The organism is Mesorhizobium sp. M5C.F.Ca.ET.164.01.1.1, from assembly GCF_004792125.1.
Classification (GTDB): domain Bacteria; phylum Pseudomonadota; class Alphaproteobacteria; order Rhizobiales; family Rhizobiaceae; genus Mesorhizobium; species Mesorhizobium wenxiniae.
Window position 1 is genome coordinate 278906 of sequence record NZ_SRTG01000001.1, and the last position, 17558, is coordinate 296463.

General features: G+C 63.0%; 16 protein-coding genes and 1 pseudogene. 6 read left to right on the forward strand and 11 right to left on the reverse strand.

Annotated elements, in window-relative coordinates; translation table 11 throughout:
* Positions 1–76: 76 nt before the first annotated feature.
* The 6 genes from EN807_RS01300 to EN807_RS01325 all read right to left on the reverse strand — a co-directional run bounded on the left by EN807_RS01300 (position 77) and on the right by EN807_RS01325 (position 6830).
* A complete protein-coding gene (locus EN807_RS01300; RefSeq protein WP_127318205.1) occupies positions 77–1504 on the reverse strand; it encodes a gamma-aminobutyraldehyde dehydrogenase in 1428 nt (475 codons plus the stop codon).
* Between the two features lie 29 nt (positions 1505–1533).
* Positions 1534–2349 carry an ABC transporter permease gene (locus tag EN807_RS01305; protein WP_065005983.1) on the reverse strand — a complete coding sequence of 272 codons (816 nt, stop codon included), beginning with the start codon at positions 2347–2349 and terminating at the stop codon, positions 1534–1536.
* Positions 2339–3304, reverse strand: coding sequence for an ABC transporter permease (locus EN807_RS01310; RefSeq protein WP_135933586.1), 966 nt, complete (start codon positions 3302–3304; stop codon positions 2339–2341). Before EN807_RS01310 ends, EN807_RS01305 begins: the two co-directional genes overlap by 11 nt.
* Positions 3305–3437: 133 nt before the next feature.
* Positions 3438–4436, reverse strand: coding sequence for an ABC transporter ATP-binding protein (locus EN807_RS01315; RefSeq protein ID WP_135933587.1), 999 nt, complete (start codon positions 4434–4436; stop codon positions 3438–3440).
* A 189-nt stretch (positions 4437–4625) separates the two neighbouring features.
* Positions 4626–5777 (reverse strand): ABC transporter substrate-binding protein, encoded by a 1152-nt coding sequence (locus EN807_RS01320; protein ID WP_135933588.1) that lies wholly within the window; start codon positions 5775–5777, stop codon positions 4626–4628.
* A gap of 126 nt (positions 5778–5903) precedes the next feature.
* The gene (locus EN807_RS01325) at positions 5904–6830 is read right to left on the reverse strand and encodes a LysR substrate-binding domain-containing protein (RefSeq protein ID WP_127318221.1); all 927 of its coding nucleotides are present in this window, start codon (positions 6828–6830) and stop codon (positions 5904–5906) included.
* A gap of 88 nt (positions 6831–6918) precedes the next feature.
* On the opposite strand from EN807_RS01325, the gene EN807_RS01330 reads away from it, so the two are divergent.
* Together EN807_RS01330 and EN807_RS01335 are read left to right on the forward strand one after the other, a co-directional pair.
* On the forward strand, positions 6919–7368 hold the full coding sequence (locus tag EN807_RS01330) for an Rrf2 family transcriptional regulator (RefSeq protein ID WP_135933589.1): 450 nt from the start codon (positions 6919–6921) through the stop codon (positions 7366–7368).
* Positions 7358–8254 (forward strand): NAD(P)/FAD-dependent oxidoreductase, encoded by an 897-nt coding sequence (locus EN807_RS01335; protein ID WP_135933590.1) that lies wholly within the window; start codon positions 7358–7360, stop codon positions 8252–8254. Before EN807_RS01330 ends, EN807_RS01335 begins: the two co-directional genes overlap by 11 nt.
* On the opposite strand, the gene EN807_RS01340 is transcribed toward EN807_RS01335, so the two are convergent.
* Positions 8251–9027 (reverse strand): DeoR/GlpR family DNA-binding transcription regulator, encoded by a 777-nt coding sequence (locus tag EN807_RS01340; RefSeq protein WP_127318215.1) that lies wholly within the window; start codon positions 9025–9027, stop codon positions 8251–8253. The genes EN807_RS01335 and EN807_RS01340 overlap by 4 nt on opposite strands.
* A gap of 435 nt (positions 9028–9462) precedes the next feature.
* Between EN807_RS01340 and EN807_RS01345 the strand changes: the two genes are divergently transcribed.
* Together EN807_RS01345 and EN807_RS01350 are read left to right on the forward strand one after the other, a co-directional pair.
* The gene (locus EN807_RS01345) at positions 9463–10347 is read left to right on the forward strand and encodes a phosphotransferase family protein (RefSeq protein ID WP_135933591.1); all 885 of its coding nucleotides are present in this window, start codon (positions 9463–9465) and stop codon (positions 10345–10347) included.
* The gene (locus EN807_RS01350; RefSeq protein WP_135933592.1) at positions 10344–12797 is read left to right on the forward strand and encodes an FAD-dependent oxidoreductase; all 2454 of its coding nucleotides are present in this window, start codon (positions 10344–10346) and stop codon (positions 12795–12797) included. Before EN807_RS01345 ends, EN807_RS01350 begins: the two co-directional genes overlap by 4 nt.
* A gap of 1 nt (position 12798) precedes the next feature.
* Here the strand turns inward: EN807_RS01350 and EN807_RS01355 are convergent.
* A pseudogene (locus tag EN807_RS01355) lies at positions 12799–12933 on the reverse strand (SAM-dependent methyltransferase); the annotation flags it as partial.
* A gap of 155 nt (positions 12934–13088) precedes the next feature.
* On the opposite strand from EN807_RS01355, the gene EN807_RS01360 reads away from it, so the two are divergent.
* The gene (locus EN807_RS01360) at positions 13089–14084 is read left to right on the forward strand and encodes a methyltransferase domain-containing protein (protein WP_082982110.1); all 996 of its coding nucleotides are present in this window, start codon (positions 13089–13091) and stop codon (positions 14082–14084) included.
* Between the two features lie 263 nt (positions 14085–14347).
* On the opposite strand, the gene EN807_RS01365 is transcribed toward EN807_RS01360, so the two are convergent.
* Positions 14348–14980 (reverse strand): class I SAM-dependent methyltransferase, encoded by a 633-nt coding sequence (locus EN807_RS01365; RefSeq protein ID WP_135933593.1) that lies wholly within the window; start codon positions 14978–14980, stop codon positions 14348–14350.
* 158 nt (positions 14981–15138) lie between these two features.
* Here EN807_RS01365 and EN807_RS01370 point away from each other — a divergent pair, with 158 nt between their 5' ends.
* Positions 15139–16041 (forward strand): phosphotransferase family protein, encoded by a 903-nt coding sequence (locus EN807_RS01370; RefSeq protein ID WP_135935744.1) that lies wholly within the window; start codon positions 15139–15141, stop codon positions 16039–16041.
* Between the two features lie 40 nt (positions 16042–16081).
* On the opposite strand, the gene EN807_RS01375 is transcribed toward EN807_RS01370, so the two are convergent.
* The gene (locus tag EN807_RS01375) at positions 16082–17002 is read right to left on the reverse strand and encodes a DMT family transporter (RefSeq protein WP_127318923.1); all 921 of its coding nucleotides are present in this window, start codon (positions 17000–17002) and stop codon (positions 16082–16084) included.
* 239 nt (positions 17003–17241) lie between these two features.
* A complete protein-coding gene (locus tag EN807_RS01380) occupies positions 17242–17496 on the reverse strand; it encodes a hypothetical protein (RefSeq protein ID WP_127318925.1) in 255 nt (84 codons plus the stop codon).
* Positions 17497–17558 lie beyond the last annotated feature (62 nt).

Below are 17558 nucleotides of genomic sequence, written 5' to 3' on the forward strand. Positions count from 1 at the left end.
CAGCTTGCCAAAGGCTTGTGCTGCCCCTCATCCGGCCCTTCGGGCCACCTTCTCCCGTCAACAGGGAGAAGGGAGACTACCCGTGCGCAACCATCACATGGCGGACGGCCGTGTAGTCTTCCAAGGCATAGAGTGACATGTCCTTGCCGTAGCCGGACTGTTTCAGCCCGCCATGCGGCATCTCATTGGTCAGCATAAAATGGGTGTTGATCCAGGTGCAGCCATATTGCAACCGAGCGGCTGTCGCCATGGCGCGCGAGACATCCTTGGTCCACACCGAGGACGCGAGGCCATAGTCGCTGTCATTGGCCCAGTTCACCGCCTCGTCGACCTCGGAAAAGCGGGTAACGGAGACAACCGGCCCGAATACTTCGCGGCGCACGATCTCGTCTTCCTGCAGCGCGCCGGCGACGACGGTTGGCTGGTAGAAGAAGCCGGAGCCCTCGCCCGGCTTGCCGCCGGTGGTGATCTCGATGTGCTTCAGTTCCGAGGCGCGCTCGACGAAGCTCGAGACGCGGTCGCGCTGGCGACGTGAGATGAGCGGCCCGATCTCGTTCTCGGTGTCGTCGGGGCGGTTGTATTTGATGGTTGAGACGGCGGAGGAAAGGTCGGCGACGAGCTTGTCGTAGATCTTCTTGCCGGCATAGATGCGGCAGGCGGCAGTGCAGTCCTGGCCGGCATTGTAGTAGCCGAAGGCGCGCAGGCCATTGATCACCGCGCCGAGGTCGGCATCGTCGAAGACGATGACCGGCGCCTTGCCGCCGAGTTCGAGATGCGTGCGCTTGACCGATTTGGCTGCGGCCTGCAGCACCTTCTTGCCGGTGGCGACGTCGCCGGTGATCGAAATCATGTTGACTTTCGGGTGGTTGATCAGCGTGTTGCCGACGCTGTCGCCGCGGCCGAGCACAACGTTGACGACACCTTCCGGCAGGATTTCAGCGAGGATCTTCGCCAGCTTCAGCGAGGTCAGCGGCGTCTGCTCCGACGGCTTGAAGACGACGGTGTTGCCGCCGGCAATCGCCGGCGCCAGCTTCCAGGCCATCATCATCAGCGGATAGTTCCATGGCGCGATCGAGGCGACGACGCCGATGGCATCGCGGCGGACCATCGAAGTGTGACCGGGGATGTATTCGCCGGCGACCTGGCCGGGCATCGAGCGGACAGCGCCGGCAAAGAAGCGGTAGCAGTCGACGATCGCCGGGATCTCGTCGTTGAGCACGGCATTGATTGGCTTGCCACAATTGAGCGCCTCGAGGGCAGCGAAATCTTGTGCCGCGGCCTCGATGCGATCGGCGATTTTTAGGAGATAGCCGGAGCGCTGCGCCGGTGTGGTGCGCGACCACGTGACGAAGGCCTTTTCGGCCGCCAGCACCGCTGCCTCGATCTGCGCCTGGCTCGCTTCGGGCAGGTTGAGGATGGTGGCCCCCGTCTTCGGATTGAGGATCGGCTCCTCGGTTTCGGTGCCCTTCTCGAATTTCGAGCCGATCAGCATTTTGGTGTCCATGGAAGTCTCTCCCTTATGGATTCTTGACGTCATTTGCCCGAACCGGCGATCTGGTCGCCGTCGCGGGTGAGGTAATAGGCGACGAGGATGGGCAGCAGCGTCACCAGCACCACGACCATGGCGACGACATTGGTGACCGGGCGCTGGCGCGGACGGATCAGCTCTTCCAGCATCCAGATCGGCAGCGTCTGCTGCTGGCCGGCGGTGAAGGTGGTGACGATGACCTCGTCGAACGACAGCGCGAAGGCAAGCATGCCGCCGGCGAGCAGGGCCGTGGCGATGTTGGGCAGCACGACATGGCGGAAGGTCTGGAAGCCGTCGGCGCCAAGGTCCATTGATGCCTCGATCATCGAGCCGGAGGTGCGGCGAAACCGGGCGACAGCGTTGTTGTAGACAACGACGACGCAGAAGGTGGCGTGGCCGAGCACGATCGTCCAGAACGAGAACGGAATCTCGGCCAGCGAAAAGGCTGAACGCAGCGCGATGCCGGTGATGATGCCGGGCAGCGCGATCGGCAGGATGACCAGCAGCGAGATGGTTTCGCGGCCAAAGAACCGTGTTCGCGACACGGCGGCCGCGCAGAGCGTGCCGAGGACCAGGGCGACGAGTGTCGAGATAGCGGCGACACGGACCGACAGCGACAGCGACTGCCACACGTCCGGGCGGTTCCAGGTGACGGCGAACCATTGCGTCGTCAGCCCCGGCGGCGGCCAGACGAAGCTCCTTTCCTCGGTCGTGAAGGCATAGATGAAGATCAGGAATATCGGCAGATGCAGGAACAACAAGCCGCAGGCAGCGGCGATCTTCAGGCCGAGAGGAGCGGATGGTGAGCCATCAGAGCGCATCGAAGGCCCCCATGCGCTTGGCGCCCCAGAGGTAGAAGCCCATGATGACGATGGGCACCACGGTGAAGGCGGCGGCGAGCGGAATGTTGCCGGCGGTGCCCTGCTGCGAATAGACGGCTTGGCCGATGAACAGCCGCGAGGTGCCGATGATCTGCGGGATGATGTAATCTCCGAGCGTCAGCGAGAACGTGAAGATCGAGCCGGCGACGATGCCCGGGAGCGCCAGCGGGAACAGCACGTTGCGGAAGGTCTGGCCGGGCGAGGCCCCGAGATCGGACGAGGCCTCGACCAGGTTGCCGGGCACGCGCTCGAGTGCCGCCTGCACCGGCAGGATCATGAAGGGCAGCCAGACGTAGACGAAGACGATGAAGGTGCCGGTGGACGACACCGACAGGGAATTGCCGCCGACGATCGGTAGCGACAGCCAGGCATCGAGCAGCCATAGAAGATGCAGCTTGGCGAGCAGCCAGGTCAGGATGCCTTCCTTGGCGAGGATGAGCTTCCAGGCGTAGATCTTGACCAGATAGCTCGACCACAACGGCAGCATGATGCCGAGATAGAACAGCGCCTTCCAGCGGCCGCGCGCATAGCGCGCCGCGTAATAGGCGATGGGAAAGGCGATGATCGCGGAGGCGAACGTGACCAGGGCCGCCATCGTCACCGTGCGCAAGATGATGTCGAGATTTGCGGCCTGCAGCAGATCGCCATAGGTCTTCAGCGTGAATTCACGGTTGATGAGGCCGGAGAACTCGTCGATGGAGAAAAAGCTCTGCAAGAGCAGTGCGAACAGCGAGCCGATATACACGATGCCGAGCCACAACACCGGCGGCAGCAGCATCAACAGCAGCAGGAGCTTGGGCCTGCGCCAGAACAGGTCCGACAGCGCGCCGCGCAAGCCGCGCGCGCGAGGAAGGAGGGCTGGGGCAGGTTTTGCCTGGGCAGCGGTCAGAGTCATGGTTTCTTCGACCGGTTGCGTTCCTTCGCGCCCCCCTCTGTCCTGCCGGACATCTCCCCCAGTCCGGCAGGACAGAGGGGGGCGCCGTGAAGCGCCTTGCCTCGGCTATTAGCGACAGTTGCCGAAAGCGCCATCATGCCGGCTCGTCCATAAGATGCAAATGCTCGCGGTTGAAGTTGAGCACGACCGCCTCACCTTCCTTCGGCAAGGCGGCACCGGCCGGCACGATGGCGTGCAGGCGCAAGCCGTCGGCGTCGAGCGCCAGTCTGGTCGTGGCGCCGAGATAATTGGTCGAGACGAGACGAGCGGCAACGCCATCGCCCTTCGCCGCCCGGCCGATGCGAATGGATTCAGGGCGCAGGCTGCCCCAGCGATGCTGGCCGGAATAGCGCTGGACGAAATCCGGCGGCAGCACATTGGACGAGCCGACGAAATCGGCGACGAAGCGCGTCTTCGGGCGCTGGTAGATGTCTTCCGGCGTGCCGATCTGCGTGACCTTGCCGTCGTTGAAGACGGCGACGCGATCGGCCATCGACAGCGCCTCGCCCTGGTCGTGGGTGACGAAGACGAAGGTGATGCCGAGCGCCTTCTGCAGCGACTTCAGCTCCTCCTGCATGTTCTCGCGCAGCTTGAGGTCGAGCGCGCCAAGCGGCTCATCGAGCAGAAGCACCTTGGGCTGGTTGACCAGCGCGCGGGCGAGTGCGACGCGCTGGCGCTGTCCGCCAGAAAGCTGGCTGGGACGGCGGGCGCCGTAGCCGGGAAGCCGGACCAGCGAAAGCGCCTCCTCCGCCGCCTTTTGCCGCTCGGGCTTGCCGACGCCCTTGACCATCAGGCCGTAAGCGACGTTGTCGAGCACGTTCAGATGCGGGAACAGCGCGTAGTCCTGGAAGACGGTGTTGACGTTGCGGCGATAGGGCGGGACGCCTTCGGCGCGTTCGCCGAAAATAGAGATCGACCCCGATGTCGGCTGCTCGAAGCCGGCGATCAACCGCAGGCAGGTCGTCTTGCCGGAACCCGAAGGTCCAAGCATGGCGAAGAACTCGCCCGGCGCGATATCGAGGTCGACCACGTCGACGGCGCGCACGCTGCCGAAATGGCGCGAGACTCTGGCGAACGAAACGGCGGAGGTCATGGGCTGTCCCAGGCTGATCAAATTTCAGGCGACGGCGCTGCCCCTCATCCGCCTGCCGGCACCTTCTCCCCGTATAGTGACGGGGACAAGGGGCTAGCCGCAACGCTCGCGATCCTCCTCTCCCCGTTCTTCACGGGGAGAGGATAAGGGTGAGGGCAGGGCTGCACTCTCACAACGAGCGAGACGAACTCACCGCCCGCCGATGACGCCGATATAGTCCGACACCCAGCGATAGTAAGGCACGCACTGGTCCTGGGTGGCGCACTTCGACACCGGCGTCTTCCAGAACTTGATCTTTTCGAAGTTGTCGAAGCCGTTGGTCTTGCAGCCTTCGTCGCCGAGCAATTCGTTGCCCTTGCAGGCAGCCGGCACCACAGGGAGCGAACCGAACCAGGCGGAGACATCGCCCTGCACTTTCGGCGACAGCGAGTGCTCCATCCACATATAGGCGCAGTTCGGGTGGGCTGCGTCGGCCGCCAGCATGGTCGTGTCGGCCCAGCCGGTGACGCCTTCCTGGGGAATGGTCGAAGCGACGGGCTTCTTGGCGGCAATCAGCGTGTTGACCTGATAGGGCCATGAACCGGAGGCGACGACGCCTTCGTTCTGGAAGTCATCGACCTGGATGGCAGCGTCATGCCAGTAGCGTCCGACCAGCGTGCGTTGGACGCGCAGCAGATCGAGGGCGGCCTTGTACTGATCCTCGGTCAGCTCGTAAGGATCCTTGATGCCGAGCTCCGGCTTGTGGAACATCAGATAATTGGCAGCGTCGGCGATGTGAATCGGCCCGTCATAGGCCTGGACGCGGCCCTTGTTCGACTTGCCGTCGGGCAAGGCCATCTCCTCGAAGACGACGTTCCAGCTCTTCGGCGCTTCCTTGAACACCTCGGTGTTGTACATCAGCACATTCGGTCCCCACTGGTAGGGGGCGCCGTAGTGGACGCCGCCAACCGTGAACCACGGCGCATCCTTCAGCCGGTCGTCGACCGTGTTCCAGCTCGGGATGAGATCGGTGTTGATCGGCTGGACCCGCTTGCCAGCGACGAGGCGCAGCGAAGCGTCGCCCGAGGCGGTGACGAGGTCGAAGCCGCCCTCATTCATCAGCGCAACCATCTCGTCGGAGGTGTTGGCGGTCTTGATGTTGACCTTGCAGCCTGTGTTCTTCTCGAAAGACGTGACCCAATCATAGTTCTTGTCGGTTTCGCCGCGTTCGATGTAACCGGGCCAGGCGACAATGTTGACCTGGCTTTCGCCCTTGCCGAGTTCCTTGACCTGGGCGATCGCCTGGCCGGAGAAGGCCAGCGCGACCGTCAATGCAGTGCACGACTTCAGGAATGAGTTCATCGTCGATCTCCCATTTGAGGGGCCGCACTCTCGCGGCGGCTTTGGTCCCTGATTGTGAAAGTGCTGTGAAATTTCCGGTTTCGCAAATTCATTTGTCAGAAAGGCGATATCGGTTTTTCCGATAGACTAACGACCAATCTTCTCCGGCCGCTGACGGACCATGCGCTGCGATTGTGCAAGCCCGATGAAGTCGCGCGCGGCCTGGGGCAGGCCGGAGCCGCGCCGCCAGACCGTGCCGACCTGAACAACCGGCAAGGAGCCCGAAATATCGCGCGATTCGATGCGGTCGCCTTCGAGCGACCATGGCCGGTAGACGAGGTCGGGCAGCAGCGCCACGCCGGCGCCGGTAGCGACGAGGCTGCGCACCGCTTCGACCGAGCGGGTGCGGAAGGCGACATGCGGCTTAGCGCCGATCGCCGCCAGCAGTTTTCCGGTATTCTCCTCGATCTCATCGACGGTCAGCATGATCAGCGGCTCCGAGGCGATATCGCCAATGCCGATGATGTCGGCGCCGGACAGCGGATGGCCAAGCGGCAGCCATAGCCGATAGGCCGAGACTTCGAGAATTTCGGATTGCAGGGCGGTGCGGTCGCGCAGGTTCGAGGTGACCATGACGGCGATGTCGAGCTTGCCGCCGATCAGCAGATGTTCGAGGTAATCGCCATTGTCCTCGATGGCCGAGATCTCGACGCCCGGATAGGCGCGGCGGTAGCGGGCGAGAAGGTCGGACAGCACATAGCCGGCGACCAGTGAGGTGACGCCGAGTTGGAGACGGCCGCCTGCAACCGCCTGATCGCCGAAGAAGGAGCGGCGCGCGTCGGAAACGTCGGCAAGGATCTTTGTCGCGTGGCGCAGGAACTGATGGCCCTTGTGGGTGATGTTGAGGCCGCGCGGGTGGCGCTCGAACAGTTCGACGCCGAGATCGCTTTCGAGCTCCTTGATCGCTTCGGTGACCGACGATTGCGAGATGGACAGGTTCTGCGCAGCGCCCGACACCGTGCCCTGCTCGGCGACGGCGATGAAGAACTGCAGCTGGCGGATGGTGAAGGCCATCGCCGGACTAAACACGGCGGAGGCGGCGCTGGGAAGTGGGCGGTCGACATCACTTGACGATCGCAAGAATTGTAACTAACTAAGTTACATGAAACGAAACAGCAGACTGTCGTCGACCCTGCACATTCTCGTCCATATGGCCGAGACGCAGGAACACGCGCTGACCTCCGAGCAGCTCGCCACATTCATCCACACAAACCCGGTCGTGGTCCGACGGACCATCGCCGGCTTGCGCGACGCCGGCATCGTCACCTCGGCGCGCGGCCATGGTGGCGGCTGGCAGCTTGGCCGCGCGCCCGAGAGAATTTCGCTGGCCGAGATCAGCGCCGCGCTTGGCGAAACGCTGCTGCCGTTCGGCACCGAGCCGGAAAGCCCCGGCTGCCTTGTCGAACAAGCGGTGATAGCGGCGCTCGATGATTTTCGTGTCGAGGCCGAGAGGCTGCTGGCGGAAAAACTCAGCCGCATCACGCTCGCCGATCTCGCCGCCGATTTCCGCCGCCGTTACGAGTTGATTGGAGTGACCAGCCATGCAGTATGATCTGATTGTCGTGGGCGGCAGCTTTGCCGGCCTGTCCGCCGCCATCCAGGCGGCACGAGCCCGGCGCAACGTCCTGGTGATCGACGCCGGCCAGCCGCGCAACCGTTTTGCCGAGCATTCGCACGGGTTCCTCGGACAGGATGGGCGCGCACCCGGCGCAATCCTGGACGATGCAAGGCGGCAGCTGCTGGCCTATCCGACAGCCAAGCTCGTCGCCGGGTTGGCGGACGAGGCCGCTGCCGTCGGTGCCGGCTTCGAGATCACCACGGATCGCGGCGAGACATTCGGCGCGGCACGGCTGGTTCTTGCCACCGGCGTGCGCGATATCCTGCCCGATGTCCCCGGGCTTGCCGAGCATTGGGGAAAGAGCGTGCTGCATTGTCCCTATTGCCATGGCTTCGAGGTGGCCGGCGGGCCGCTTGGCGTGCTGGCAACCGGACCGATGGCGGTGCATCAGGCGCAATTGATCGCCGACTGGGGCGACGTCACGCTGTTCGCAAACGGCGTGTTCGAGCCTGACGCGGAACAGATGCTTGCGCTGGAAAGGCGGAACGTGCGGCTTGAGCCGGCCGGCGTGGCCGAACTGGAAAAGGATGGTTCGGGCGGGCTGACCGTCAGTCTCGAAGACGGCCGCAAAGGCGGCGTCAAGGCGCTGTTCACCGCGCCGCGCAACACCATGGCGAGTCCGGTTGCCGAACAGCTCGGCTGCAGCTTCACGGAAGGTCTTCTCGGTCCAGTGATCACCGTCGACGACCGCCAGCAGACGACAGTCCCAGGTGTCTATGCCGCCGGAGACGCGGCACGATCGATGCACAACGTCGCCTTCGCCGTATCAGATGGCGCCTTCGCGGGCGTATGCGCCCACCAATCGCTGGTTTTCGGTTAAATCCCGCTCTCGTCGCCGACAATGCTGAGCCGCGCGCCGGCTTGCCCCAGTGCAGCGGCAATGTCGCGCGGCGGCGACCGGTCGGTGGCAAGTTCGGAAAAACCGTCGAAGCCGCAGACCTGGACCAGGCCCTGGCGGCCGAATTTGGTGTGGTCGGTGATGACAAGCGTGCGCTGGCCGCGCGACAGCACCATGCGGGCGAATTCCGCCTCTTCCAGATCATAGTCCATGAGGCCCGTGACAGCATCGGCCGCGCCGATGGAGATCACCGCATGGCTGACGGAAAACCGGCTGACGAATTCGATGGCCGAGACGCCGAAGGCGGCGCCCGAATCGCTGCGCAGTTCGCCGCCGGCCATATAGACCTTGTTGCCGTTGACCGTAGCCAGCGTGCGGGCGATGTCGGAAGAGTTGGTGACCACCGTCAGCCGTCGGTGGCCGAGCAGTTCGCGAGCCAGGAAAGAGGTGGTGGTGCCGGTGTCTAGCATGATCGATTCGCCGTCGCGGATGGTCGCGGCAACCATGCGGGCAATGGCGCGCTTGGCATCGGCATTCTCGCGCATGCGCCGCTCGAATGGCGCCTCGCCGGCCATCGACGGCAGGCCGACGGCGCCATGCATCTTCAGGATCGAACCGTCAGTGGTCAGCGGCTTGACGTCGCGGCGCACGGTCTCCAGCGAGACGCCCAGCCGGTCGGCCAGGCTGGCGATGGTGACGGTGCCCTCTTCCTGCAGGAGACGCAGGATTTCGCCATGTCGCTTCGAATGCATCATCGGGTTCGCCCAATCGGATTGTTGCGCTACTGACTGCTTCTAAGGCAAATCGGCCACAGTTCACAAGGAATCCTAAAGGATTCGGGCAAGAAGACAGAAAAAGCCACAAGTTTTCGTTGACAAGCCGGATCACATGGCGTGACACTGGCTCGTGACAGGCTCGGAACTGCCACGGGAAAACGATGGCAGAGCCGCACCAAAATTCGCCTGCCCGAACGTCTGGAAAATCGTCTGACGTAAGGGAAAAGGACTGTTTCGAATCCGCGGGGGCGGATGCCGGCGTCGAAGAACCCGGCACAGGGGCTCGTCGGTGCGGTGCGGGATACCGATCCTGGCATCCCGCACCGACGAGATTTTCGCATTGCGCCCTCCTGCCGGCCGCCATCTTTGTCTCGCCCGCGGCGTCTTGAACCCCGCCCAACGAGGGATGAACCTGTGACCGCCGAGGACCGCATCCGCGCCCTGCCCTGCTGGACCGGCAGCATCGAGATCGCGCCGCTGCCGGGCGGCCTGAGCAACGCCAACTATCTGGTCAAGGACGCGGCTGGGCGGCATGTCGTGCGCTTTGGCCAGGACTTTCCATTCCACCACGTCTTTCGCGAGCGCGAGGTGATGACCGCGCGCGCGGCGCACGCCGCCGGCTTCGCGCCTGCGGTCCACCATTCCGAGCCCGGGATCCTGGTGACGGAATTTCTCGGCGCCAGGACCTATGTCGCGGAAGACGTACGCGCCAATATCGGCCGCGTCGCCGCCCTGATGCGCGGCTTCCATCGGGAGATGCCCAATCATGTCTCCGGCGCCGGCTTCATGTTCTGGGTGTTCCATGTCATCCGCGACTATGCGCGCACGCTGGAGGAAGCCGGCAGCCGCATGCGAAGCGAGTTGCCGCGGCTGCTGACGCTTGCGGACGAACTCGAACGGGCGCAGAAACTGCTGCCGATCGTCTTCGGCCACAACGATCTCTTGCCGGCTAATATTCTCGACGACGGCCATAGACTGTGGCTGATCGATTTTGAATATGCCGGCTTCAACACGGCGATGTTCGACCTCGCGGGCGTCGCCTCGAACGCAAGCATGAACGACGAGGAGTCCTTCGCCTTCCTGACTGCGTATTTCATGAAGGAGCCGGACGAGGCGATCCGCCGCTCGCATGCGGCCATGCAATGCGCATCGCTGCTGCGCGAGGCGATGTGGAGCATGGTTTCCGAACTTTATCTCGACGCGCCCGGCATCGACTACGTTGCCTATACCGACGAAAACCTGACGCGGCTCGATGCCGCGCTGGAAAACTACCGAACGAAATACGGACAGAAATCATGACATTGCCCGCTCACGCCGAGATCGTCGTTATCGGCGGCGGCATCATCGGCTGTTCAACGGCCTATCATCTGGCGCGTGACCACAAGGCCGATGTCGTGCTTTTGGAACAGGGCAAACTGACATCGGGCTCCACATGGCATGCGGCGGGGTTGGTCGGCCAGTTGCGGTCTTCGGCCTCTATCACCCGCGTGCTCAAATATTCGGTCGATCTCTACAAGGGGCTGGAAGCCGAAACCGGGCTGGCCACCGGCTGGAAGATGACCGGGTGCCTCAGGCTCGCTACCAATGCCGACCGCTGGATCGAGTATAAGAGGCTGGCGACGACGGCGAAAAGCTTCGGCATGGATATGCAGTTGCTGTCACCGGCCGAGGTCAAGACAATGTGGCCGCTGCTGGAGGCCGGCGATCTCGTCGGCGCCAGCTGGCTGCCGACCGACGGGCAGGCAAGCCCTTCCGACATCACGCAATCGCTGGCCAAAGGCGCGCGCATGCATGGCGCCAGACTGTTCGAGGATGTCCGCGTTACCGGCTTCGACATGAAGGATGGCCGCATCACCGCGGTAAAGACCAACAAGGGCGATATCGCCTGCGGCAAGGTGGTGAACTGTGCCGGGCAATGGGCGCGGCAGGTAGGCGCCCTTGCCGGCATCAACGTGCCGCTGCAGCCGGTGAAGCACCAGTACATCGTCACCGAAAGAATAGACGGGTTGGCGACCGATGCGCCGACGATCCGCGACCCCGACCGCCGCATTTATTTCAAAGAGGAGGTCGGCGGGCTGGTGATGGGCGGCTATGAGCCGAACCCGCAAGCCTGGACGACCGATCTTCCCGGCGGCGATGTCCCTGATGACTGGGAGTTCCGGCTGTTCGACGACGATTACGATCATTTCGAGCAGCATATGAACCAAGCGATCGCGCGGGTTCCGGCGCTCGAAACCGTCGGCGTCAAGCAGATGATCAACGGGCCGGAGAGTTTTACGCCGGACGGCAATTTCATTCTCGGCGTGGCGCCCGAATGCGCCAACATGTTCGTCGGCGCCGGCTTCAACGCCTTCGGCATCGCGGCGGGCGGCGGCGCCGGCTGGGTGCTGGCGCAATGGGTGGTCGACGGCGAGGCGCCACTCGACCTGTGGGTGGTCGATATCAGACGCTTTTCCGACCTGCACCGCGACCGGCAATGGGTCCGCGACCGCACGCTGGAAGCATATGGCAAGCACTACACGATCGGCTTCCCGCATGAGGAGTATGTCATGGGCCGGCCACAGATCGTGTCGCCGCTCTATGAACGGCTGCAAAAGCACCGCGCCGTGTTCGGCTCCAAACTCGGTTGGGAGCGGCCGAACTGGTTTGCGCCCGAAGGCGTCGAGCCGAAGGACATCTATTCGATGGGCCGGCAAAACTGGTTCGCGCCGGTCGGCGACGAGCACCGGCACGTGCGCGAGAACGTCGGTATCTTCGACCAGTCGTCCTTCGCCAAATACGAAATGACCGGTGCGGATGCGCTGAAGGCGCTCGACTGGATCTGCGCCAACGACATCGCCAAGCCGGTCGGCCGGCTCACCTACACGCAGCTTCTCAACACGCGCGGCGGTATCGAGGCCGACTTGACCGTGGCCCGGCTCGGCGAAGAACGATTCTACGTGGTCACCGGCACCGGTTTTAGGACGCATGATTTCTCGTGGATCGGCGACCATGTCGGCAACGAGCTCGACGTGACGCTTACCGATGTCACCGAGGATTACGGCACGCTGTCGCTGATGGGGCCGCGCGCCCGCGACGTGCTGGCTGCGGTGACCGATGCGGACGTGTCGAACACCGCTTTCCCGTTCGGACATGTGCGGGAAATCTCCATCGCCGGCCACACAGTTCGGGCGCTGCGCGTCACCTATGTCGGCGAGCTCGGCTGGGAGCTGCATATGCCGATCGCGGCGACGGGCGAAATCTTCGACGCGCTGATGAGGGCGGGCGAGAAGCACGGCATTCGCCCGGTCGGCTACCGGGCGCTGGAATCGCTGCGGTTGGAAAAAGGCTACCGCGCCTGGGGCTCCGACATCACGCCCAATGACACGCCGCAGGAGGCCGGCCTCGGCTGGGCGGTGAAACTTCGCAAAAATACCGATTTTCTCGGGCGGCGGGCACTGGAAGAGATCAGCGGCGCCGCGCTGAAAAAACGCTTTGCCGGCTTCACGGTCGAAGATCGCGAGATCGTGCTGCTCGGGCGCGAGACGATCCTGCGCAACAGCGAGCCGGTCGGCTACCTGACTAGCGGCGGCTATGGCTATACGGTCGGCAAGAACATTGGCTACGGCTATGTGCGCAACGCCGACGGCGTCAGCGACGACTTCCTCGCCTCCGGCGATTACGAGCTGGTGGTAGCGTTGGAGCGGACGCCGGCAAAAATCCATATCGAGCCGCTTTACGACCCGGCGGGAGCAAGAATCAGAGCCTAAATCAGCTCACGCGCAGAACGAGGCCGCGGCTCGGCACGGTGTCCGCCTCGCCCGGCATGGAGACATAGGGCGACGTCTCCTCGGCACGCGTGACGACGCGCTTCGTCTCGAGGTCGGCGATCCGCGCGGCAAAACCGGCGCCTATAAGCACTGAGCTTGAGTCCGTACGTCAGATCGAGAACCGCTCTAGGGTTACTGAGATAACACGCTATTCACTTTTCCTGAAACTTGTCTAGCGTTTCACCTGGATTCTACACGTTCGAGACTGTCTTTCTATGACGAGGGCACAATATGCAAATAAACGAAATCAAGGAGAAAAAGCAGAAGATTATCGAAAGGTTCGGCCCCTGGACGGCAGGTTCCATCCATCTGGCCGATCAAATTGACACGTTCGATGAGCCGCACTGGGACGCCCGATTGAGGCGCTTCGTGCAGATCGCTGCAGATCTTGCCGGGAAGCCGTTGGAGAAGCTTCGCGTTCTGGACCTGGCGTGTCTCGAGGGGCAATACGGGATCGAGTTCGCGCTCCATGGGGCCGACGTGCTCGCCATCGAGGGTCGGGAGGCGAACCTTGAGAAGGTGCACTTCGCTAAGGAGGTACTCTCCCTGGACAACCTCGAACTCGCCCTAAATGACGTGCGCAACCTCGACGAGGAGCGCCATGGTCGTTTCGATGTTGTTCTATGTTTGGGGATCCTTTACCACTTGGATGCTCCGGATGTCATGGACTTCGTGGAGAGAATCTCGAAGGTTTGCGGAAAGATATCAATAATCGATACCCATATCAGCCTCAGCGACGAAGCGTCATACACTTGGAAGGGGAAGACCTACTGGGGCAGGTATGGCAAGGAACACGATACTGATGCGACCTCCGAGGAGAAGCTGGCAGCGCTCTGGAACTCGCTCGACAACCCGAAGGCCTTCCTCTTCACGCGTGCATCGCTCTGCAACCTACTCCGACACGTGGGCTTCACGTCCGTCTACGAGTGCTTGAACCCCTACGAGTATCATAATCCCAACTGGCCGCTGGCTGCAGAAGGGGACAGGCATGTCGTCTGGAGGGATCGCATCACCCTGGTTGCTATCAAAGGGCGGAGTCAGCCACTGCTCTCCTCGCCCATTACGGACGCATCGCCCGAGATCGATCGCCCCGAAAGGCCAGAGTATATCGAGCAGCTCCCGTGCATTACCGGAGTGTCGCGCAGAAGGTCGAGAGGTCTGCGGTCGCGATTGAGCAGGTTCCTGCCCGGCCCTGTGAAGGCAGTGCTGAGGAGGATAATCCAATGAAATGTCGGACAGACGCCGGCGTTGACGCACCTTCACCGACGGCTGCAAGCCGCCTGACTTCCCCGGAGGCGTAAAGGAGGTCGGCTCTTGGGCACTTTTGATACTGCTGGCGAAGTCGGAAATAAGCCCAGTTCGGGGGCAACATGTTGCTTGTAAACTCGGGCTGTCAATTGTCTAGCCGCGGCCAAATTGGCTTCGCCAGCAGTATCACTTTTGGTGACATCGAGCGCACGGGAACCTTAACGAGGGGAATGGAAGAATGATCAGTTCACGCGCAGAACGAGGCCGCGGCTCGGCACGGTGTCCGCCTCGCCCGGCATGGAGACATAGGGCGACGTCTCCTCGGCACGTGTGACGACGCCCTTCGCATCGAGGTCGGCGATCCGCGCGGCAAAACCCGCATCCCACAGCGTGTTCTTGACGGTCAGCACGATTATCCCGCCCGGCCGGCAAATGCGGATCAGTTCGTCGAGCCCCTCGGCGCCGACATGGCCCGAGGTGAAGACGCCGGCCGATATGATCCCGGCATAGGCATTATCGGCGAAAGGCAGCGGGCCGCCGAGCGCCAGGCAGTGAAGCGCCGAATAGACGCCCTTGCGCTCCGCTTTGGCCAGCATGCCCGCCGAGATGTCGAGTGCCTCGACCTGCGGATAGCCCGCGATCTTCAGCCACTCGCCGATGAGCCCGGTGCCGGCACCGGCATCGAGGAGCGGTGCCGCGCCGCGCGGCAAGTGGCGGGCAAGCAGGGCGAGGCAGATGGTCGGATGGCGATAACCGGCCGCCGACATGTCGGCGTCGTAGGTGTCGGACCAGCGGTCGTAGAGCGCCGCCACTTCTTCAGGCCGCTTCGCTGCATAGGCCGCGGCGAGCGCGCCTTCATTTTTCCTGTCCGCCATCGCAGTCCCGTCCGCAAAATCAAAGTGCAGCAGCGTCCTTCCGCGTCCGACAGGACCGTGCGGCGCTGGAGTGAATCGCATGCCGCTGATGATAGCCAAACGGCGAAATTTGTGGAACCTTCGTGGCCACAAATAAAGACGCAAAGAGGGCGGAAGCGATGGTGGACGAGGAAGCACGTGCGGCGCTTGCAGCCATTCCCGTGCTGGCCGGCTACGAGGGACCGCTGGAGCGGCTTGGTGGCCTCACCAACCTCGTCTTCAGGGCTGGAGATGTCTGCCTGCGGATTCCCGGCAAGGGCACGGAGGAGTATATCAACCGCGCCAACGAGGCGGTGGCGGCACGGGAAGCCGCGAAGGCCGGCGTCAGCCCCGAGCTGCTGCATGTCGACGGCGAGACAGGCATCATGGTGACGCGCTTCGTTGCCGGCGCCGAGACGATGTCGCCGGAAAAGTTCAAGACACGGCCGGGCAGTCCGGCGCGCGCCGGCAAGGCCTTTCGCAGGCTGCACAGATCCGGCGCGGTGTTTCCCTTCCGCTTCGAGCTTTTCGCAATGATCGACGACTATCTGAAGGTGCTGTCGACCAAGGACGTCGCCCTGCCTGCCGGTTACCACGATGTCGTGCGCGAGGCGGAAACCGTGCGCTCGGCGCTTGCCGCGCATCCGCTGCCTCTTGTCGCCTGCCACTGCGATCCGCTGTGCGAAAACTTTCTCGATACCGGCGACAGGATGTGGATCGTCGACTGGGAATATTCCGGCATGAACGATCCGCTCTGGGATCTCGGCGACCTCAGCGTCGAAGGACAATTCGACGTCGCGCAGGAGGAAGAGATGATGCACGCCTATTTCGGTGGCGAGCCGACGCCGGCGGAGCGCGGCCGCGTCGTCATCTACAAGGCGATGTGCGATCTCTTGTGGACGCTGTGGGGGCTGATCCAGCTTGCCAACAGCAATCCGGTCGATGATTTCCGCGCCTATGCCGACGGGCGGTTCGCGCGCTGCAAGGCGTTGATGGAGACGGCCGATTTCTCAAGGCATCTGACGGCGGTGCGCGCGGGTTAGGTACCAGAAACCTGGACCTTAGGTACCAGAAATCTGGACCTTAGTTGACGCCCTTCGGCACGTTTTCCGGCGGCACAGTATCGACCACCTTCTGGCGATGGAAGATGAACAGGCCGGCCAGCACGATGATGCCCGAGCCGATCAGGATGCGCGGGCCGGGCATGTCGCCGAAGAAGGCCAGCCCGAAGATTACGGCCCACAGCAGCAGGCTGTAATGCAGCGGCGCCAGTGTCGAGGCGGGCGCCAGCTTCAGCGCCCTGGTAATCATCAGATGCGCGCCGCAGGAGACGATGCCGAGAAGCAGCATGGCGCCGAAATCGAGCGAGGACGGCGTCTGCCAGTTGCCGATGGTGAGAAAGCCGCCGACCAGCAGCGTGCCGATGGTTTGCCAGGTAACGAGCGAGGTGTCGCTGGTGCCACGCAGCCGCCGGTTGAGGATGATGGCGAAGGCGAATGAAATGCTACCGGCCAGCGCGAAGATCGACGACAGCGAAAACGCGGCCGAGGACGGTTCGAGCATGATCAGCACGCCGCAGAAGCCGACCAGGATCGCCATCCAGCGGCGCCAGCCGACCTTTTCACCGAGCAGCAGGTGGGACAGCGCCGCCACGTAGATCGGCCCCGCCATATAGAAGCTCATGACGTCGGCGAGCGGCAGATAGACGACGGCGGCATAGAACAGCGCCGTGTCGAGCGTCGTCATGACGACGCGCAAGACCTGCAGTTCCAGGCGCTCCATGCGGAACAGCTTGGCCGTGCCTTGACGCGCGATCATCGGGCCAAGCACGAAAAAGGCGCCGATGGAACGGATCAGCACGACCTGGCCGACGGAAAAGCTGGCGACCAGCCATTTGCCCATCGCATCGTTCAATGCAAACAGGAAATCGCCGGCCAGCATCAGCAGAATGCCAGCGAGCAGCACGTTCCTTATCGTCGAATTCTGGGCTGTTGGCTGTGCCATGCCGATGTCGCTTCCTCCCGCATGAAGGCTCGGTGAGCAGCGTCGTAGACGCAAGCAGCCGCTTTGACGAGCGGAAATCGGGAGACCGGCCAGACCAGAGCCGGAAATCGGCTGGGCCTACACCAGAGCAGCGGACTTCCAAATCGAATCGCACCGCCGCACTATCTTTTCAGCATCGGATTTTCCCAAAACGGTTATCCACTTTTGCGTCCGACGCTCTAGATCGTCGCTTCAACGGCCTACTTTGGCCGTGGCCGAATGATGACCGGACGATAGATCACCGGCCGGTCCCAAGGATCGAAAGCCGAGGCACTTCTCAGGTCCGCGCGGCGCGCGAGATCGATGCGCTGCAGACATTCGGCAAAGGCGTCATTCTTCCTGACGAAGCCGTAGGACCGGCATTTCGCCTCGTCCGCGGCACGACGGTCTTCGGCCGTCATGCAGCCTGCACAGGTCGCCGCCAATGCGACCACCATCGCCGTCTTGTGCCACATGGTATCCTCCTCGACATAAAGTGGAGGCTGACTGTAGACTTAAGATCAGGACCTATCAATCT